The 19,233-nt window shown below is 64.6% G+C and carries 14 protein-coding genes; 7 read left to right on the top strand and 7 right to left on the bottom strand.

Features of this window, described 5'->3' with window-relative positions:
- Positions 1-12 precede the first annotated feature (12 nt).
- The 4 genes from K2O51_RS03645 to K2O51_RS03630 all read left to right on the top strand — a co-directional run bounded on the left by K2O51_RS03645 (position 13) and on the right by K2O51_RS03630 (position 6,518).
- Positions 13-1,203: an acyl-CoA dehydrogenase family protein gene (locus K2O51_RS03645; protein WP_011299677.1), complete on the top strand. Its 1,191-nt coding sequence runs from the start codon at positions 13-15 to the stop codon at positions 1,201-1,203.
- A 403-nt stretch (positions 1,204-1,606) separates the two neighbouring features.
- The gene (locus K2O51_RS03640; protein ID WP_011299678.1) at positions 1,607-3,529 is read left to right on the top strand and encodes a PrkA family serine protein kinase; all 1,923 of its coding nucleotides are present in this window, start codon (positions 1,607-1,609) and stop codon (positions 3,527-3,529) included.
- 37 nt (positions 3,530-3,566) lie between these two features.
- Positions 3,567-4,829 (top strand): YeaH/YhbH family protein, encoded by a 1,263-nt coding sequence (locus K2O51_RS03635; RefSeq protein ID WP_011299679.1) that lies wholly within the window; start codon positions 3,567-3,569, stop codon positions 4,827-4,829.
- Positions 4,830-4,964: 135 nt separating this feature from the next.
- Entirely contained in the window at positions 4,965-6,518 is a 1,554-nt protein-coding gene (locus K2O51_RS03630; RefSeq protein ID WP_011299680.1) for a SpoVR family protein, read from the top strand.
- 62 nt (positions 6,519-6,580) lie between these two features.
- Here K2O51_RS03630 and K2O51_RS03625 read toward each other — a convergent pair whose 3' ends face one another.
- From K2O51_RS03625 to K2O51_RS03605, 5 genes are all read right to left on the bottom strand, one after another.
- Positions 6,581-7,573 carry an acyl-CoA dehydrogenase family protein gene (locus tag K2O51_RS03625; protein ID WP_220630493.1) on the bottom strand — a complete coding sequence of 331 codons (993 nt, stop codon included), beginning with the start codon at positions 7,571-7,573 and terminating at the stop codon, positions 6,581-6,583.
- A 26-nt stretch (positions 7,574-7,599) separates the two neighbouring features.
- Complete coding sequence (locus K2O51_RS03620) at positions 7,600-8,760, bottom strand: acyl-CoA dehydrogenase family protein (RefSeq protein ID WP_220630492.1); 1,161 nt, start codon at positions 8,758-8,760, stop codon at positions 7,600-7,602.
- A 20-nt stretch (positions 8,761-8,780) separates the two neighbouring features.
- Positions 8,781-9,764, bottom strand: coding sequence for a tripartite tricarboxylate transporter substrate binding protein (locus K2O51_RS03615; protein WP_220630491.1), 984 nt, complete (start codon positions 9,762-9,764; stop codon positions 8,781-8,783).
- Between the two features lie 63 nt (positions 9,765-9,827).
- Positions 9,828-10,295: a MaoC family dehydratase gene (locus K2O51_RS03610; protein ID WP_011299684.1), complete on the bottom strand. Its 468-nt coding sequence runs from the start codon at positions 10,293-10,295 to the stop codon at positions 9,828-9,830.
- Positions 10,292-11,515, bottom strand: a complete 1,224-nt coding sequence (locus K2O51_RS03605; RefSeq protein ID WP_140949812.1) for a CaiB/BaiF CoA transferase family protein — start codon at positions 11,513-11,515, stop codon at positions 10,292-10,294. The genes K2O51_RS03610 and K2O51_RS03605 overlap by 4 nt, the downstream gene beginning before the upstream one ends.
- 101 nt (positions 11,516-11,616) lie before the next feature.
- Between K2O51_RS03605 and K2O51_RS03600 the strand changes: the two genes are divergently transcribed.
- Positions 11,617-12,510: a LysR family transcriptional regulator gene (locus K2O51_RS03600; protein ID WP_011299686.1), complete on the top strand. Its 894-nt coding sequence runs from the start codon at positions 11,617-11,619 to the stop codon at positions 12,508-12,510.
- 75 nt (positions 12,511-12,585) lie between these two features.
- Here K2O51_RS03600 and K2O51_RS03595 read toward each other — a convergent pair whose 3' ends face one another.
- Together K2O51_RS03595 and K2O51_RS03590 are read right to left on the bottom strand one after the other, a co-directional pair.
- A complete protein-coding gene (locus tag K2O51_RS03595) occupies positions 12,586-13,767 on the bottom strand; it encodes a helix-turn-helix transcriptional regulator (protein ID WP_220630490.1) in 1,182 nt (393 codons plus the stop codon).
- Positions 13,768-14,161: 394 nt separating this feature from the next.
- Complete coding sequence (locus tag K2O51_RS03590; protein WP_220630489.1) at positions 14,162-16,450, bottom strand: mechanosensitive ion channel family protein; 2,289 nt, start codon at positions 16,448-16,450, stop codon at positions 14,162-14,164.
- 282 nt (positions 16,451-16,732) lie between these two features.
- On the opposite strand from K2O51_RS03590, the gene K2O51_RS03585 reads away from it, so the two are divergent.
- Together K2O51_RS03585 and K2O51_RS03580 are read left to right on the top strand one after the other, a co-directional pair.
- A complete protein-coding gene (locus K2O51_RS03585; RefSeq protein WP_220630488.1) occupies positions 16,733-17,518 on the top strand; it encodes an SDR family NAD(P)-dependent oxidoreductase in 786 nt (261 codons plus the stop codon).
- A gap of 81 nt (positions 17,519-17,599) precedes the next feature.
- Positions 17,600-19,180, top strand: coding sequence for a fatty acid--CoA ligase (locus tag K2O51_RS03580; RefSeq protein ID WP_220630487.1), 1,581 nt, complete (start codon positions 17,600-17,602; stop codon positions 19,178-19,180).
- The last annotated feature ends 53 nt before the right edge of the window (positions 19,181-19,233 follow it).

Raw genomic sequence — 19,233 nt, 5'->3', positions numbered from 1 at the left:
TCGATACACATCATGGGATCTCCCGAACTGAATGCCACCGCCGCTGCCTCCACCGAGGCCCCCTGGATGACCGAAGACCTGGTCCTGTTCCGGGACACGGTGCGGCGCTTTGTCGAACGTGAACTGGCGCCGAACGAATCGCGCTGGGCCGAGCAGGGCTATATCGACCGCGACGTCTGGCGCCGTGCCGGCCAGATCGGCCTGCTGTGCGCGAGCATCCCCGAGGAATACGGCGGCGGTGGTGGCACCTTTGCGCACGAGGCCGTCATCACGCAGGAAATGGCGCGCGGCATCTGCACCAGCCTGGGCAATAACGTGCATAGCGGCATCGTGGCCCACTACTTGCTCAACTACGGCACACAGGCGCAGAAGGAGAAATGGCTGCCACAGATGGCCAGCGGCGAAATGGTGGCGGCGATCGCCATGTCGGAACCAGGTGCCGGCTCGGACCTCAAATCGGTACGCACCCGCGCGGTGCGCGAGAAGACAGAAAACGGGGATTGCTATCGCATCAACGGTGCAAAGACTTTCATTACCAACGGGTATCACGCCGACCTGGTCTGCCTGATTGCGAAGACCGATCCGGAAGCCGGCACGCGCGGGGTGTCGCTGATCATGGTGGAGACCCGTGATCTGCCGGGGTTCCGTCGCGGCCGCATCCTGGAGAAGATCGGACAGAAAGGCCAGGATACTGCCGAGCTGTTCTTCGACGACGTGCTGGTACCTTGCGAGAACCTGCTCGGCGAGCAGGAGGGGCAAGGCTTCTACCAGCTCATGCAGCAGTTGCCGCAGGAGCGGATGATCATCGCCCTTGGTGCGGTGGCGAGCATGCAGCGCGCCATCGAGCTGACGACCGACTATGTGCGCGAGCGCAAGGTGTTCGGTCAGCCGTTGCTCGACTTGCAGAACACGCGTTTCAAACTGGCTGAGTGCAAGACCAATGCGACCATCGCGGCCACGTTCGTGAACGACTGCATGGTGCGGCTGATGGAAGGCAAGCTCGACGCAGCGACCGCGGCAATGGCCAAGTGGTGGTGCACGCAACGCAACTGCGAAATCATCGACGAGTGCCTGCAGTTGCATGGCGGCTACGGCTATATGCTCGAATACCCGATTGCACGCATGTACGCGAATGCGCGTGTCGGCAAGATCTACGGTGGCTCGAACGAGATCATGAAAGAGCTGGTCGCACGCACGCTCTGAGTGCTGTCATCAGCAGTCGGCGTGTGCTGATGCACGCCGCGAAAACCTCAGCAAAAGGCCGGCGAAATCGCTGGCCTTTTTTGTGTACTGGTTACAAAACCGTCTGTGCAGGCTAGGGCAGAAAGGTGTAAGGTTTGTCACAAGCCATAGTCAATGGCCCGTCGCGCGCGAGGAAGCGCTCTGGTTCAAATGTGGTGTTTTCTGGTTGGTAATGCCGTTGCTTACATACATGCGAATCGTCAACTAGAGCTCCACCCTCGCCGTTATTTGACTATGATGAAGTAAAGACTTCGCAACATGACCAGGTCGCCAAGCCGGGGTGGTGGACCGCGAAAGCTGACGCGAAGCCTCAGGGGAGTAGCAGTGCCTTGACCTCGGATGAGGACTCTGACGGGAGTGAGGAATGGACATTTTCGGCCATTACGCCACGCGTTTCGAAGCTCGCAAGGAAGAGGAATACAGCATCCAGGAGTACCTGGATATCTGCAAGAAGGATCCGACTGCCTATGCGACTGCGGCCGAGCGCATGCTCGCCGCGATCGGTCAGCCGGAGCTGGTGGACACCCACCATGATCCGCGCCTGTCCCGACTCTTCTTCAACAAGGTCATCAGGGTTTATCCGGCCTTCCGCGATTTCTACGGCATGGAGGACACGATCGAGCAGATCGTCGCGTTCTTCAAGCATGCCGCGCAGGGCCTGGAAGAGCGCAAGCAGATCCTGTATCTGCTCGGGCCTCCTGGTGGCGGCAAGTCTTCGCTGGCGGAGAAACTGAAGGCGTTGATGGAAGAGGTACCCATCTACGCGCTGAAGGGTTCGCCGATCCATGAATCTCCGCTCGGTCTTTTCTCGCCGGAGGAAGATGGCAAGATTCTGGAAGAGGACTATGGCATTCCGCTCCGCTACCTGAGCACCATTCCATCTCCGTGGGCGGTGAAGCGCCTGCAAGAGTTCAATGGCGACATCACGCGGTTCCGCGTGGTCAAGCTGCGTCCGTCGGTGCTGTCGCAGATTGCGATCTCGAAGACCGAACCGGGCGACGAGAACAACCAGGACATCTCCTCGCTCGTCGGCAAGGTGGATATTCGCAAGCTCGAGGATTTCCCGCAGGACGATCCTGACGCCTACTCGTATTCCGGCGGCCTGTGCCTGGCCAACCGCGGCCTGCTCGAGTTCGTGGAAATGTTCAAGGCGCCGATCAAGGTGCTGCACCCCATGCTGACCGCCACGCAGGAGGGCAACTACAAGGGCACGGAGGGCTTCGGGGCGATTCCGTTCGACGGCATCATCCTGGCGCACTCGAACGAGGCCGAGTGGCAGACGTTCAAGCAGGACAAGAACAACGAGGCTTTCCTCGACCGCATCTACATCGTCAAGGTGCCGTACTGCCTGCGCGTGTCGGAAGAGGTGAAAATCTACGACAAGCTGTTGCGCAGCAGTTCGCTGGCGGCGGCGCCGAACGCGCCGAGCACGCTGAAGATGATGGCGCAGTTCGCGGTGCTCACGCGCATCAAGGAGCCCGAAAACTCGAACATCTTCTCGAAGATGCGCGTCTATGATGGCGAGAGCCTGAAGGACGTCGATCCGAAGGCGAAGTCGTACCAGGAATATCGCGACTATGCAGGTGTGGACGAGGGCATGAACGGGCTGTCGACGCGCTTCGCGTTCAAGGTCTTGTCCAAGGTCTTCAACTTCGACAACACCGAAGTCGCGGCCAACCCGGTGCACCTGCTGTACGTGCTCGAACAGCAGATCGAGCGCGAGCAGTTCCCGCCGGAACAGGAAGCGAAGCTGCTGTCGTATATCAAGGAGTACCTGACTACACCGTACGTCGAGTTCATCGGCAAGGAGATCCAGACGGCGTACCTGGAGTCGTATTCCGAGTATGGGCAGAACATCTTCGACCGCTACGTGGTGTTCGCCGACCTGTGGATCCAGGACCAGGAATACCGCGATCCGAATACCGGCGAAATCCTCGACCGCAACGCGCTGAATGACGAACTGGAAAAAGTGGAAAAGCCAGCGGGTATCTCGAACCCCAAGGACTTCCGCAACGAGATCGTCAACTTCGTGCTGCGCGCGAGAGCCCACAACGGTGGCAAGAATCCGGTCTGGACCAGCTACGAGAAGCTCAGGATGGTGATCGAGAAGCGCATGTTCTCCACCACCGAGGATCTCCTGCCGGTCATCTCGTTCAACGCCAAGTCTTCGCGCGAAGACCAGGAGAAGCACGAGAACTTCGTCAACCGCATGGTCGAAAAGGGGTATACGCCGAAACAAGTCCGACTGCTGGTGGAGTGGTATCTGCGCGTAAGAAAATCATCGTAACTGCGCCTGAACCAGGCCTCTTTTCGAAGGCATATACATGGGCACGGTCATCGACAGGCGTGAGAACGGCGGCAACAAAAGTGCCGTCAACAAGCAGCGCTTTATCAAGCGCTACCGAGAGCAGATACGCCAGGCGGTTGCGAAGGCGGTGTCCGGCCGGAAGATCATGGACATCGAGCAAAGCGGTCAGGTGTCCATTCCGGTCAAGGACATCTCCGAGCCGATCTTTCATCACGGCCCGGGCGGGCGGCGTGAATGGATCCATCCCGGCAACAAGAAGTTCGTCCGGGGGGATTCATTCGACCGCCAGCAGCAGGGCGGCGGCGGAACCGGTTCGCGCGCCAGCGATAGCGGCGAGGGCGAGGACGATTTCGTCTTCACGCTGTCGCGCGAGGATTTCCTGAATTTCTTCTTCGAGGACATGGCGCTGCCGGACCTGGCCAAGCGCCACCTTGCCAAGATCGCGGAAGTGCGCAAGGTGCGCGCCGGCTACTCGATCGACGGCACGCCTTCGAACCTGTCGATCCTGCGCACCATGCGCAGTTCGATCGGCCGGCGCATTGCGTTGTCCAGCCCGTACCAGAAGCGCCTGCGCGAACTGGAGGACGCTTACAACGAGGCGCTGGAGAAGGAAGGTCCTTACGCGGACTCCGCGCTCGAGCTGATGAAAGAGATGCGGCACCTGCGTGCCTGCATCGACCGCGTACCGTTCATCGAGAAGCTCGACCTGCGCTACAACAACCGCGTGCTCAAGAAGCGGCCGCAGGCCCAGGCGGTGATGTTCTGCCTGATGGACGTCTCGGGCTCGATGGACGAGAGCCGCAAGGATCTCGCCAAGCGCTTCTTCATGCTGCTGTACCTGTTCCTGAAACGTAACTACGAGCGCATCGACGTGGTGTTCATTCGCCATCACACCGTGGCCAAGGAGGTGGAAGAGGAGGATTTCTTCCATTCGCGTGAGTCCGGTGGTACCGTGGTGTCGAGCGCGCTGAAGCTGATGGTCGAGGTCATCCATGACCGCTATCCGCCCAGCCAGTGGAACATCTACTGTGCGCAGGCATCCGACGGCGACAACTGGGCCGGAGATTCCGAGCTGTGTGGTCGTTTGCTGCGCGAGTCGATCCTGCCGCTGGTGCAGTACTACGCGTATGTGGAGGTTGCCTCGGAGGAACCGCAGAATCTCTGGGAAGAGTACCTGACGGTCAAAGGTCAGTTCGAGCACTTCGCGATGCAGCGCATCATCAGTCCGGACGAGATTTATCCGGTTCTGCACGACCTGTTCCAGAAGCGCGCGGCCTGACGGGCAAAAGGGCCTTTCCGGTCCACCGGTTCCGGTGGACCAGCAGGACGTTGACAGTGGCAACGCGGCGCAGCGTCGCCGTCCCGGGCAACGTATGCCGGGAGCGGCCCGCTTGCCCGCCAGATGGGGGTGAAGATGGCTTATCTCTCCACGGGTTCGGAATGGACCTTCGAGCTGATCAACCGGTATGACCGCGAGATCGCCCGTATTGCCGGCGAATTCGGCCTGGACACCTATCCCAACCAGATCGAGATCATCACCGCCGAGCAGATGCTGGATGCCTATGCATCGGCCGGCCTTCCGGTGGGATACAGCCACTGGTCATACGGCAAGCACTTCCTGGCCTCGGAACGCAGCTACCAGCGCGGCCACATGGGGCTGGCCTACGAGATCGTAATCAACTCCAACCCCTGCATCGCCTACCTGATGGAGGAAAACACGCTGCCCATGCAGGCGCTCACCATCGCGCATGCGTGCTACGGCCATAACTCCTTCTTCAAGGGCAACTACCTGTTCCGCGCCTGGACCAACGCGGACGCCATCATTGATTACTTGCTGTTCGCCAAGAACTACGTGGCCGAATGCGAGCAGCGCTATGGCGAGCAAGAGGTGGAACTCCTGCTCGACTCCTGTCACGCACTGCAAAACTATGGCGTAGACCGCTACAAGCGACCCAAGAAGTTGTCGATCACCGAAGAGCAGGCACGTCAGACCGAGCGCGAGAACTACCTGCAGATGCAGGTCAACGATTTGTGGCGCACGCTGCCCAAGCACCGCTCGCACGCGCTTGCGGCGGATGACGACGCGGTCGAGCCGGAAGGCACCTTCCCGCCGGAGCCCCAGGAGAACCTGCTCTACTTCATCGAGAAGAACGCGCCCAAGCTCGCGCCGTGGCAGCGCGAGATCGTGCGCATCGTGCGTAAGATCGCGCAGTACTTCTACCCGCAGCGCCAGACCAAGGTGATGAACGAAGGCTGGGCCACGTTCTGGCACTACACGATCATCCACCAGCTCTACGAGGAAAAGCTGGTCAACGACGCGTTCATGCTGGAATTGCTGCAGGCGCACACCAATGTGATCTACCAGCCGCCGTACCACAGCCCATACTACAGTGGCCTGAACCCGTACACGCTGGGCTTCCTGATGTTCCAGGACCTGCGCCGCATGTGCGAGAACCCGGACGACGAGGACCGCTACTGGGCGCCGGAGATCGCCGGCTCGGACTGGCGTACCACGCTCGACTTCGCCATGCGCAACTTCAAGGACGAGAGCTTCCTGCTCCAGTTCCTGTCGCCGCGCGTCATTCGCGAACTCAAGCTGTTCTCGGTGCTCGACGACGACCGCGAGAACAAGCTGCGCGTGACGGCCATCCATAACGATGAGGGCTATCGCATGATCCGGCAGCTGCTGGCCTCGCAGTACGACTTGTCCGGCATGGAGCCGAATATCCAGGTCACCAATGTCGATGTGGGTGGGGACCGCTCGCTGACCTTGCGTCACCAGCAAAGCGACCGCCGGCCGCTTTCGCACAACTTCGACGAGGTGATCCGCCACGTGACGCGCCTGTGGGGCTTCAACGTGCGGCTGGAAGTGGCGTATGAGGATGGCCGGCGCGAACTCAAGTACGAGTGCAAGCCGGAACGCCGCCACCGCAAGGTGCCCGGTGGCGGGCTGAGCCTAGCGGCCTGAGCCTGAGAGTTTTCCGTGTACGAAACGGCGGCCCTAACCGGGCCGCCGTTTCGTTTCGGATGTCAGCCAGCGGTCTCGCACCAGTCTCGCACCAGTTCCACCGCGCCGCGTGATGGCTCCGCGCACACAAGCTCGCCGAGCACGCGGCTCCACCAGCGATCCGAACCGTCGGCCACGCGCCATGCGTGCAGCCGGCGCGTGTAGAGCTGCAGGTCGAATTCCTCGGTGATGCCGATGGCGCCGTGCACCGCATGGGCGATGGCGGCCACGGGCGTGACCGCGTCGCTCGCGCGCAACTTGCCGATGGCGGCGCGGGCCGGATCGGGCGTGCTGCCCGAGCCTTCGCACGCGATCTGTGCGGCCAACCGCGAGGCGGCAACGTGCTCGGCCATCTCGCTGATCTGGTGCTGGATGGCCTGGAATTTGCCGATCGCGCGCCCGAACTGCAGGCGGTCGTTGGCGTACTGCAGCGTCATGTCCATGACCTGGGACAGTGCGCCGGCCATCTGCGCGGCATGCAGGCAGGCGCCGATGGTGCGCAGCGTGCCGGCGGGCAGTTCGAAGGCCCGTTCAGCCTGGATATCGGGGCGGCGCAGGCGCACGGTCAGGTCGGCGTGGGCGCCGGTCGGCTCGGCACCGGCGGTGGACGCCGGCAGCAGTACGCAGCGGGTGCCGGTCTGCACCAGGAACCAGCCCGCGTGGCGGGCGTCGGCCACCAGCGTGGCTGGGCTCTCGTCATCGAAACTTGCGAGTGCGATCGGTTCGGCTGGCGCCTGCACGCCGTGCGCGTGTAGCAGCGCGCGGGCGAACAGCGTCTGCGCGAGCGGCAGCGGCATGGCGTGACGACCCAGTACGTAGAGCACCGGGGCCGCGTCGGACAGGGATAGTCCGGCGCCATCGGCCGATTCAGGCAGCAGGCAGTCGGCAAAGCCGCTTTCCAGCAGCGCTTGCCACAGTGGCGCCGTATCGGCACCCTGTTCGATGGCACGGACCGTGGCAGGTTGGCAAAGATCGCGCAGCAGGGCGTCGAGCGCGTCGGAATAGGTGTTATGCATGGCGGTGGACTCAGTAACGGACGCGTTCAGCGCAGACCCAGGCCGCGCGCAATCATGCCGCGCAGGATCTCGCGCGTGCCGCCGCGCAGCGAATAGGACGGGGCGATCTGCGTGACATAGGCCAGCGTGCGGTACAGCGCGCCATCGGCCGCGAGTGCCGGTTCGTCGCCGAGCGCGGCTTCGACAAGCGCCGGGATCGACTGCTCGAACGTCGTGCCGAGATCCTTAACCAGCGCGGCTTCGACCACCGGGCTTTCGCCGGCGGCCAAGCGCGCCGTTACGGCCAGCGACATGGACCGCAGCACCGCAAGGTGGCCGACCAGCCGGCCGGCGGTGACGGTGTCGCGCCGCGCTTCGGGCAGGCGCCGCAGCGCGGCCAGCCACGTATCGAGCAGCACCACGCTCGAGTACAGCCGCTCCGGGCCACTGCGCTCGAAGGCGAGTTCCGCATTGACCTGTTCCCAGCCGCTGCCTTCCTGGCCGACCAGCGCGTCGGGCGCCAGCACCACGTCTTCGAAGCTGACTTCCGAGAAATGCGCATCGCCAGTCAGGTCCTGGATCGGCCGCACCGTGACGCCGGGTGCCGAAAGGTCGACGATCACCTGCGACAACCCCGTCTGCCGGTCCTGTGGCGTGCCAGAGGTGCGGACCAGCGCAATCATGTAGTGGCAGTGGTTCGCGTTCGTCGTCCAGATCTTGCGGCCATTGAGGAGCCAGGTTCCATCCGCTTGCCGCACGGCACGCGTCGCCACGCTCGCGAGGTCGGAGCCCGAGTTGGGCTCGCTCATGCCGATGCAGAAGAACGCTTCGCCGCGGCAGATGGCGGCCAGGTACTTGGCCTTCTGCGCCGCATTGCCGTAGCGCAGGATCAGCGGACCGCTCTGGCGGTCGGCAATCCAGTGGGCCGATACCGGTGCACCGGCGGCCAGCAGTTCTTCGACCAGCACGAAGCGCGAGAACGGATCCAGGCCGGCACCGCCGTACTCGGCCGGCAGCGTGATCCCGACCCAGCCGCGCGCGGCGAGTGCGCGGCTGAAGGCAGCGTCAAAGCCCATCCACGAGCGTGCGCGGACTTCGGGCGGCAGCTTCGGCATCTGTTCGGCCAGGAAGGCCCGGACCTGCTCGCGGAACGCCATGGCGTGCGGCGGCAGGCTGGTGAGCTGGAAAGTGGAAAGCAGTGCGGTCACGTTGAATATCCAGGTGCGTGTCAGTCGAGCGTGGCGCCGGAGTCCTTGACCACCTTGCGCCAGCGCGTCATCTCGGCGGACAGGTAGCTCGCATAGGCCTCGGGCGTCGAGCCGCGCGGCTCGGCGCCCTGCGCGGCCAGCGCGGATCGGGTTTCGGGGTTGGCCAGCGCCTTCATGGTCGCGGCGTTGAGCTTGCGGACGATTTCCGGCGGCGTTTTGGCGGGGACCATCATGCCCTGCCAGGCGCCGACTTCAAAGCCCGGCATGACGGTTTCGGCCACGGTCGGCACGTCCGGCAATTGCGAGCTGCGCGTGCTGCTGGTCACGGCCAGGGCGCGCATGCGCTTGTCGCGGATGAACGGCAGCGACGAATTGATGGTGTCGGTCATGAACTGCACCTGCCCGCCTGCCAGGTCCGTGAGCGCGGGCGCGCTGCCCTTGTACGGCGCGTGTACCGCGTTCAGGCCGTTGGCCTGCAGGAACAGGAACGCAGCCAAGTGCGTGACGTTGCCATTGCCAGCGGAGCCATAAGTCAGCTTGTCGGGATGGGCCTTGGCGTACTGGATGAATTCCTTGACGTTTTGCACCGGCAGTTGCGCGTTGACTTCGAGCACCAGCGGCACCATGGCGGTCAGCACCACCGGCGCGAAGTCGCGCCGCACGTCGTAGGTCAGCTTGCTGTAGAGCGCGGGGCTCAGTGCGATCGACGAGGTGTTGTACAGCACGGTATAGCCGTCGGCCGGCGCCTTGGCGACGATCTCGGCGGCGATATTGCCGTTGGCGCCGGGACGGTTGTCCACCAGCACTTGCTGGCCCAGCTCGTCCGTCATGCGCTTGGCGATCACGCGCGACACCAGGTCGGTTGGGCCGCCCGGCGGGAACGGCACTACCAGACGGATCGGATGGGCCGGGAAGCCGGCACCATCCTGTGCCAGCGCAGTCGCGCTGGCGAGCAAGGCCGGCACGAGCGCGGCCATGGTCTTAATGAGGGTCTTTGCCTTCATCTGTTGTCTCCTCCACGAAATCGTCAGGTCAATTCCAATGCGGTCCGCCGGGCGCGGCAGGCTTCAGTCGGCGCGTCCTGCCAGCAGTCGCCGTGCCGTGTACGTCATGACTTTCTCGTTGCGCTGGTTGAAGACCTCGATCGCGGAATCGACCACTGCGCGGCCGCTGCGAGACGTCGGCCGGATGCCGGTCACCGTGACCGTGGCCCATACCGTGTCGCCGACGACAACCGGAGCCAGGATCTGCTGCGTGAGTTCAAGCATCGCGAGCCCCGTGCCCTGGATCATGGTCTGCAGGATGAAGCCCTCGATCAGCGTGTACGTCAGCGCGCCCGGAACCGGCCGCCCGCCGATCGCGCCGCCGTCGTAGCCGTCCTCGATAAAGATGGCCTCGACCATGCCGGTGACCGAGATGAAGTTGACGAGGTCGGTCTCGGTGACGGTGCGGCGGAAAGTCCGGAAGGCCTGGCCTTCCTTCAGGTCCTGCCAGTAGAAGCCCTGGCCGAGCCGCGGCAGGTCGCTTTTCGTCATGCTGTCTCCTTGGTGTCGTTCTTGCTGCCGGAAGTACCGCGGGCGGCGCCCGTGGCATATAGCCCGTCAATGTCCTGCTGTGTCAGGCCGGCCTGCGCCAGCAGCTCCGCGGTGTGCTCGCCGAGGCGCGGCGGCACGCCGATCGGCGCGCGCGTGCCGTCGAAGCGCACCGGCGCACCGGGAAAGCGCAGCGTGCCCATCGCGGCGTCTTCAACCGGCTCGAAAAAGCCGGTCGCGCGAAGGTGCGGATCGTCGGGCAGGTCGTCGAGTTCGTTGATCCGTGCCACCGGAATCTGCAGGGATTCGCATAGCTCCAGCCAATGCGCGGTACTGTGCCCGCCCACGATTTCGCCCGTGATCTCGTACAGCGTCTCGATGTTCGCGGTGCGCGCGGAGATATCGGTGAAGCGCGCATCGGCGGCCAGTTCGGGGCGGCCGGCGGCGCGGAAGAAGTCGCGCCAGTGGGCATCGGTGTACGGCATCATGCAGACATGGCCGTCGGCGCTCTGGTATGGGCGGCGCAGCGGCGCCAGCACGCGCGGATAACCGGTGCCCCCACGCGGCGGCTCGAAATGCCGGCCATAGAAGTGCTCGACCAGGTTGAACGCGACCATCGATTCGAACATCGGCACCTCGACCATCGTGCCTTGTCCGTCGCCGCGCGCACGGCCGGCCAGTGCCGCGCATATTGACAGCGCTGCCACCAATCCGCTGGTCTTGTCGGCGGCAATGGTCGGGAAATAGCGGCTGCTGCCGGTCTGCGCCGCCATCAGCGCGGCGTTGCCGGCAAGTCCCTGGATGATGTCGTCGTAGGCAGGGCGTCCGCCGTACGGGCCTTCCTCGGCAAAGCCCAGCAGACTCACGTAGACCAGTTGCGGATGGCGTGCCTTCACATTGGCCGGAGCCAGGCCCAGCGCGGCCAGCTTCTGCGGGCGCATGCTGTGCATCAGCACGTCCGCGCCGGACAGCAGGCGGTCCAGCGCTTCCTGCGCGGCGGGCTGCTTCAGGTCGAGCACGATGCTCTTCTTGCTGCGGTTCACGCCGAGGAAGATGGCGGCCATGCCGGCTTCGGCGGCCGGGCCGGTACGCCGGGTGGAGTCGCCTTCGGGCGGCTCGACCTTGATGACCTCGGCGCCAAGGTCGGCCAGCCACTGGCTCGCGTAGGGGCCCATCACGACCGTGGAAAGGTCGATCACGCGGATGCCTGCTAAGGGCAGCATGCGTCTGTCTCCGGATCTTTACTGTGAGCACAGCGTAGATCACCGGGACATGTCTGGTCTAATATTAGTTTTTTAGAAACTGATATTCACTGGATATCGAGATGGATCTGCGTCAACTCCAGCAGTTCGTTGCCCTGGCCGAGACCGGCAACTTCCACCGGGCTGCCGAACGCCTGCACATGGCGCAGCCGCCGCTGTCCATTTCCATCCGCAAGCTCGAAGAGCAGCTCGGCACCGCGCTGTTCGTGAGAACACCGCGCGGCGTGAGGCTGACCCAGGCCGGAGAAGCAGCGCTGCAGGATGCGCGGCGCGCGTTGTTCCATGCGGGGCAGGCACGCGCCGCGGCGATGGCGGCTGCGCAAGGCGAACGCGGCGCGCTGCGGATCGGCTTTGTCGGTTCAGCGACCTATGCGCTGCTGCCCAAGCTGATCCCCGCCTTCCGCGCCGCTCACCCGGGGATCGAGCTAGTGCTGCATGAATCCACCACCGCGAACATCCTGGACCAGCTCGAGAAGCACCGGCTGGATGCCGGGCTGGTGCGCTTCCCGATCCTGAGCAGCGGCGGCTACACGCTGACACCGCTGGAGAGCGACGTCTTCGTCGCGGCCGTGCCTGCGGACAGCCCGCATGCGAAGGAGGAATCGATTCCGCTGAAGGCGCTCGCGGCCGAGCCGTTCATCATGCATCCGGCGGCGGCGGTGCCGAACCTGCATGCGGTGTCAATGATGCTGTGCCAGCAAGCCGGGTTTGTGCCGCGCGTGGCGCAGGAGGCGGTGCAGGTCCAGACCATTATCAGTCTGGTGGAGAGTGGGCTTGGCGTGGCACTGGTGCCTAGCGTGGCGACGCGGTATGCGAACCGGCGGGTGCGGTTTTTGCCGCTCTCCAGCCCGCGGCCGGCGGGGCGGATCGGGATTGCGTTCGCGGCGCGGGCCGATGATGCGGATCGGCAGGTGGAGAGGTTTTTGGGGGCGGCGTTGGAGGCGGTGGGGGGTTAAAAGGGGCCTTTGGGTTGGGGTTGGGGTGTCGCTCTTGGCCCGCGAAACACCAGCGCCGGCCAAGAGCGACAATCCTCACCTGCTTTTCCCTTGCCTCCCCCCCTTGGGCCGCGCAGCGGATATAGCTCCTGCCCGCACTAGATTCACCCCCGGCAACAGGTGCAACAACCTCACCAACTCCGACTGCCGATGGGTTCCGGTTTTTCGCAACGTATCCCGGATATGCACCCGCACGGTATGCGGCGACAGGAACTCCCGCTCAGCAATCTCGTTAAGCGTTTCACCGGCAGCCAGCCGGATGGCAATAATGCTTTCCTTGCGCGACAGCCCAAACAATGAGGTCAACACCGCCGCATCAAGCACCGACCGCGATTCCGAGTTGCCTAGCAGCATCATCGCCGCCGGCAACTGCCAGGGACCTTCCACGGGCTGGCGCGACACCAGCGGCACGACGATGATCGGCACCGGTTGTCCGCCGGAGGTGATGTGCATCCACGATCCCGAGGCCGCGTCGGCACCGCGGCCGCGCACGGCGCCATCGAGCAGTCCGTGCAGCACAGACTGCAGCGATGGATCGCGCGCGTGCAGCAGGCCTTGTTCGAGCGACAGGTTGCTGTCGGCCTGCACCAGGGCCTCGGCCCAGCTGTTGGCATAGCGCACGCGCATGTCCGCCTGCAGCACCATCACGCCGAAGTCCAGCGTGTCGAGTCCGGCCAGACCCAGCGAAGCCAGTCCGCTCAGCTCGAAGTTGCGCTGCTGCAAGCGCGCGGCGCGCGCCCAGTGCGGCATGACATGGGCCAGCCGGCGTTCGCGTACGGATCGGCTGACATGGCTGTGTCCCGTGCTGGTGCCGCTCATGAGTACGCAGATCTCGGCGGTGTCGATCAGCCGGATGCCCTGTTCGAGTTCGTCGCCGTCGCGCGAGACGGCAACCGCTGTCGCGACGCTGTCCGCCATGGGCTCTGCATCGCCGGCGATGGCTAGTGCGGGCCCCGCGTATGACGGCTGGCCCGGATCCGATGGCGGGATGACGCCGTCGGGCAGGCTGACGCCGCTCGTGAAACAGCCGTGCGGGGTGACGCCGAGCCGGGCATGGCCGGACAGCTTGTCCCAGATCAGGTAGCGCGGGCTGCCTGTGGCTGTGTAGCGCGAAAACAGGTCCAGAGCGGCGGGCATGGCCGCCACGTCCATTGCGGACTCGTAGATGCAGTCGACCAGACGATGAAAATCATCGTCGGTCGTCGGGTGTTCGCCCATATTCAGTTCCCCCGGTGGCAAACGCCTTTACCGATCGCCATTTCAAGATGGCTGCTGTTTTGTGTTTCCCTTGCTGCTGTGGTGCCCGGGCGTTCTTGTGCGCGCCGTGGCCACGGCACCGTAACGTGACGGTACCGCGTGCAAGATGCTCTGCAAGCATTGTCCATGCTGCATGCCGGCAATCATGCCAAACAATCCAGTTCGATTTATCCCCGCCTTGGGGGGCTAGCGCTCAGTCAAGCGAGCGCAGCGGGACCGCATTGGCAATATGTCGACGCTTGCATAACGCGGATGTTAATGCGCTATACCGAGTCATGAAGAAATTTCGACGTCAAAGTGACAGCCGCGTTTCTCAAAAGCGACAACGTACCCGTTTCTGCGTGATTTAAGAATCTCATTCAGTACGCGGCATGACGGCTTCGACGCTTGCCGCGCCGGCCGTTCCGCCGTCGAGCTGGATGGTCAGGCTGGGCGACGCCATGCGGATACCGTTGGTGTCGAACTGCCGCTTGAGCAGGGCGTTGAACGCGCGCGTGATTTCCGCCTGCATCAGCGGGCGGGTCTTGAACTGCGCCAGCACCACCGGGCCGCTCGGGTCGAAGCGGTCCAGGCCCAGGATGTCCAGGCCGGACAACAGCTTGTGGGAGTAGCGGTGGTCGTGCGCGATCTGGGCGCCGGTGGTCCGGATCAGTTCCAGCGCGCGGTCCAGGTCGCTCTGGTAGGCGATGCCAATGTTGAAGACCGCATAGCCATACCCGCGGGACAGGTTCTTCACAGCCTTGATCTGGCTGTACGGCAGCGTGTGCAGCGCGCCCTTGCCGTCGCGCAGCTTGACGGTCCGGATGGTCATGCCTTCGACCACGCCGGCATGGTCGGGCAGTTCGATGGAGTCGCCAATGGCAATGGAGTCCTCGATCACGATGAACAGCCCCGTGATCAGGTCCTGGACCAGGCTCTGAGCGCCGAACCCGATCGCCAGGCCGACCACGCCGGCACCCGCGAGCAGCGGGGTGACATTGACCCCGAGATTGGCCAGCACCACCATCATCGCGATGACCAGCAGCGCCACGAATGACGCATTGCGCACCAGCGGCAGGATGGTCTTGGCGCGCATGCTGGGCTGCGCGGCCCGGCCGTATGCAGGCGACAGCGCCTGCGTGATGGCCGTGTCGATCAGCAGCCAGACCAGCCACGCGAGCAGCACTGTGGCGGTCACGCTCAGCACGGACTCCGCAATGTGCCGGCCCGCGGGCGAGGCTTCGACCAGATGGAGCACCGACGTCCCCCAGATGCGCGTGCCCAGTTCGATCACGGAGATCCATATCACCACGCGCACCAGCGCCATGGCGAAGCGGCCGAAGCGCTCCAGATAGGCGGAACGCCGCCGGTCGCGGATGCGCGGCGCACGCACCTTCGCCTTCGGGGACCGGCCTGCGATCAATGTCAGCAACAGCGCGACAACGAACAGCGACACCGAGGCCACCGTGCGGCGCAGGAAAACATCGGCATGGCCGGCGGCCAGCACGGTGCCGATCACCGATGCCACGACCACGGCGAGCACGGGCAGATGCCAGGCCTGGCCGGCCAGGCGCAGCAGGTCCGTCATGGCCGGATGCGACTGGCGGAATTCGAGCGGACGCTGCGCGATAAGCTGGCCCACCTGGCGCCGGAAGCGCAGCGCGAACACGCCGATCAGGATCGCGGCTGCCACGTTGGCGCCTGTCGAAATCAAGGCGCTCAGATTGGTGCCGAGCGTGGTCGTAATGCGGGGATCTGTCGCGCTGTTGCCGAGTGCGGCCAGCGCGCCGGTGCAGAACAGCAGCCACGGCGAGTGCAACAGCAACTGGCGTACCGCCGTGCGGCGATGTGCGGTGCGGAACAGCGCGAAGATAACCTGGCAGACCGCGCTGGCGATGGCGCCGGCCACGATGGCATGGGCCACCATCACGGCGGCCATGCTGGCCGGCGACTGCGAGTAATGACGATACGCGAGCAGTACCGTGAGCCCGAACGCGGCTATCCACGGCCCGATGCGCCGCAGCATATAGATGCCGACATCCATCCAGGACGGCACGTCGGGCAAGCCGGCGCGCGGCTTGCGCACCAGCGCGACGGTGGTCTCGGCACGTATGCGGCGGCGCACGCGGATGCGGTGGCCGATTTCCCACAAGAGCCAGCCGCACAGCGCCCAGCCGCCGATGACCGCGGCGAACTCGCGCAGGGAAACTAGACCGGAACGCGTGCCTTGGAGCGTCGCGCCGTCCCGCCATTCCTCGGCGGCAAACTGCGAACGCCAGCGCCAGTAGTGCCAAGGGCCGTGGTCCTTGCGAAGATGCGTATCGACTTCATCGAGTGCCTGCGCAACGGCGCCGATCAGTCCTGGCGACGAGGCGGCCGCGACCGGTGCGGACGCCGAGGCATTCAATCCACTGCGCAGTGCTTGCAGTTGTTCGAGCAGCGCTTTGCGCTGCGTGTCGTCCTGTAGCGTGACGATGACCTGGTCAAGCGACTGGGCGAGCGGGGCACTGGCTGGCGCATTCTGGGCATCGGCCTGCCTGATCGCGGCGGCCAGCGGGTTTGCCGGCGCGGCATGCACGGCCCGGCCGGGCACCAGTATCAGGATCAGCGGCAGCAGCAGTGCAGCAAGCAGCAGCGAGCGGGCATCAGGGGTGAAGGGGCGCATGGGTCAGGAGCCGCGTCATGGGCAGGCCGTCCATGCGCGACACTGTAGCGCATTGGCCCCTTGCCGGTCCCCAAGTTGGCATGCGGATGGTTCTGTGTTCCGCCGCAGCGCGGAAAAAGTGGCGCATCGGTGCATTCGTCGCTTCCGACGATGCGTGTCAGGGCCCGATCCACGAATCTCGAACCCGCTCCGGCGCCGTGCTGCGCCGGTTTCAGACACCAACTTCGGGCCTGCCGCTCGCGCGGCGCGGGCCTGCAAAAAACAGACGGAAGGAACTCGGCAATGGAACTCAATGCATCGGTATCGGCTATCGTGACCGGCGGCGCTTCGGGCCTGGGTGCGGCGACGGCGCGCGCGCTGGCCGCGCACGGTGTGCGCGTCGCGCTGTTTGACCTCAATGTCGAAAAGGGCGAAGCACTGGCTCGCGAACTGGGCGGCGTGTTTTGCCAGGTCAACGTGACCTCGGAAGCGGAAGTCGAAGCCGGCTTTGCCAAGGCACGCGCCGCCATCGGCCAGGAACGCATCCTGGTCAACTGCGCGGGCACCGGCAACGCGATCAAGACCGCGTCGCGCTCGAAGGAAGACCCGTCGCAGATCAAGTTCTTCCCGACCGACGCGTTCGAACGCATCGTCCAGATCAACCTGATCGGCACGTTCCGCTGCATCGCGCGCTCGGCGGCCGGCATGCTGACGCTGGACCACACTGCAAGCGGCGACCGCGGCGTGATCATCAGCACCGCCTCGGTGGCGGCGCAGGACGGCCAGATCGGCCAGGCGTCGTACTCGGCATCGAAGGCGGGCGTGGTTGGCATGACGCTGCCGATCGCACGCGATCTCTCCGGGGAAGGTATCCGGGTCAACACCATCCTGCCGGGCATCTTCAACACGCCGCTGCTGCAAGGCGCACCCGAGAACGTCAAGGCCGCGCTGGGCGCCTCGGTGCCGTTCCCGAAGCGCCTGGGCCAGCCCGAAGAGTTTGCCTCGCTCGCGGTCGAGATGTGCCGCAACGGCTATTTCAATGGCGAGTCCGTGCGACTGGACGGCGCCATTCGCATGGCACCGCGCTGATCGGAACGGCAAGCATCCACAGATGACGGCTGCGGCCCGGCCTGGCCGGGCCGTTTCTGCATATAAGAAGAGGAGACGTCGATGGATTTCAGCTACCTGGCCACGCTGCCTCACGCGGTGCGCCACTTTGCAGGCCTCCGGCCCGACGCCGTGGCCTACGCGTTCGAAGGCCGGCAGACGAGCTACGCCAAGTTCGAGCGCAATACCAGCCGCGTCGCGCAGGCGCTACTGGCTGCCGGCGTGCGCGCGGGCGATCGTATCGGCTATATCGGCAAGAACTGCGACCACTATTTCGAAGCGTGGCTGGGCGCCGCCAAGATGGGCGCGGTCATGACGCCGGCAAGCTGGCGACTGGCGGGTCCCGAAGTGGAATTCATCATCGGCCATTGCGATGCCGTGATGCTGTTCGTCGGTCCCGAGTCAACGGCGATGGTGCAGGGTTTGCTGCCCGCGCTGCCGATGGTGCGTCAGGTCATCGCCATGGAAGCGGGCGGGTCACAGGACTGGCCCGTTTACACGGACTGGCGTGATGCGCATCCGGCCACGCTGCCCGATCACCAGCCCGACGCGCATGATGTCGTGCTGCAGCTCTACACCTCGGGTACCACGGGGCGACCTAAGGGCGCCATGCTGACCCACCGCAACCTGACCATTGGCACCGAGGTCAGCGAGCGCGAATCGATTCCCTGGTCGCACTGGACCGCGGACGATATCTCGCTGGTGGCGATGCCGGTCGCGCATATCGGCGGCTCAGGCTGGGGCCTGCGCAACCTGCTGTCGGGTGCCAAGGGCGTGGTGGCGAGAGAGTTCGATCCGCGCGCGGTGCTCGACTTCATCGAGTACGAGCGCATCAGCAAGCTGTTCATGGTGCCGGCGGCGATGCAGATCGTGTTGCGCGATCCGCGCGCGCGATCGGTCGACTATTCGCGCCTGAAGTACCTGCTGTACGGTGCGGCGCCTATTCCGGCGGCGCTGTTGCGCGAAGGCATTGAAGTCTTCGGCTGCGGCTTCGTGCAGCAGTACGGCATGACCGAAACCACGGGCACCGTGGTGGCGCTGCCGCCCGAGGACCATACGACCGAAGAAGTGCCGCGCATGCGCGCCGCAGGCAAGCCGCTGCCAGGCGTGGAACTGAAGGTGGTCGACTACGAAGGCCGCGAACTGGCGCCCGGTGAAGTCGGGGAGGTCGTGGTCCGCTCCGCGCACAATATGTCCGGCTACTGGAAGCAACCCGAAGAGACCGCGCGCACGATCGACGCCGATGGCTGGCTGCGCACTGGTGACGCGGGCTATCTCGATGCGGAGGGCTATCTCTACATCCATGACCGCGTCAAGGACATGATCATCAGCGGCGGCGAGAACGTCTATCCGGCTGAGGTCGAGAGCGCCATCTATGGCCATCCGATCGTCGCCGACGTCGCCGTGATCGGCGTGCCCGACGAGAAATGGGGCGAGGCGGTCAAGGCCATCGTCGTGCTCAAGGCAGGGCAGGCTGCCGATCGCGAAAGCATCGTCGCGTGGACGCGCCAGCGTCTGGCGGGGTTCAAGGTTCCGAAGAGCATTGACTTCGTCGATGCCTTGCCGCGCAACCCGTCCGGCAAGCTGCTGCGCCGCAAGCTGCGCGAGCCGTTCTGGGACGGCATGGGCCGGCAGGTCAACTGACCGGCTGGCGGCACCAGCAAGAAGGGCCCGGTTCCTCGCGGAACCGGGCCCTT

Source organism: Cupriavidus pinatubonensis (genome assembly GCF_019602855.1).
Classification (GTDB): domain Bacteria; phylum Pseudomonadota; class Gammaproteobacteria; order Burkholderiales; family Burkholderiaceae; genus Cupriavidus; species Cupriavidus pinatubonensis.
Note: the sequence above shows the minus strand (reverse complement) of the source record. Positions and strands in the feature narration are given on the sequence as shown.

Coding starts and splice junctions, on each gene's coding strand:
- K2O51_RS03645 (WP_011299677.1), top strand. CDS start 13: ATGGGATCTCCCGAACTGAATGCCACCGCCGCTGCCTCCACCGAGGCC.
- K2O51_RS03640 (WP_011299678.1), top strand. CDS start 1,607: ATGGACATTTTCGGCCATTACGCCACGCGTTTCGAAGCTCGCAAGGAA.
- K2O51_RS03635 (WP_011299679.1), top strand. CDS start 3,567: ATGGGCACGGTCATCGACAGGCGTGAGAACGGCGGCAACAAAAGTGCC.
- K2O51_RS03630 (WP_011299680.1), top strand. CDS start 4,965: ATGGCTTATCTCTCCACGGGTTCGGAATGGACCTTCGAGCTGATCAAC.
- K2O51_RS03625 (WP_220630493.1), bottom strand. CDS start 7,573: ATGCATAACACCTATTCCGACGCGCTCGACGCCCTGCTGCGCGATCTT.
- K2O51_RS03615 (WP_220630491.1), bottom strand. CDS start 9,764: ATGAAGGCAAAGACCCTCATTAAGACCATGGCCGCGCTCGTGCCGGCC.
- K2O51_RS03610 (WP_011299684.1), bottom strand. CDS start 10,295: ATGACGAAAAGCGACCTGCCGCGGCTCGGCCAGGGCTTCTACTGGCAG.
- K2O51_RS03605 (WP_140949812.1), bottom strand. CDS start 11,515: ATGCTGCCCTTAGCAGGCATCCGCGTGATCGACCTTTCCACGGTCGTG.
- K2O51_RS03600 (WP_011299686.1), top strand. CDS start 11,617: ATGGATCTGCGTCAACTCCAGCAGTTCGTTGCCCTGGCCGAGACCGGC.
- K2O51_RS03595 (WP_220630490.1), bottom strand. CDS start 13,767: ATGGGCGAACACCCGACGACCGACGATGATTTTCATCGTCTGGTCGAC.
- K2O51_RS03590 (WP_220630489.1), bottom strand. CDS start 16,450: ATGCGCCCCTTCACCCCTGATGCCCGCTCGCTGCTGCTTGCTGCACTG.
- K2O51_RS03585 (WP_220630488.1), top strand. CDS start 16,733: ATGGAACTCAATGCATCGGTATCGGCTATCGTGACCGGCGGCGCTTCG.
- K2O51_RS03580 (WP_220630487.1), top strand. CDS start 17,600: ATGGATTTCAGCTACCTGGCCACGCTGCCTCACGCGGTGCGCCACTTT.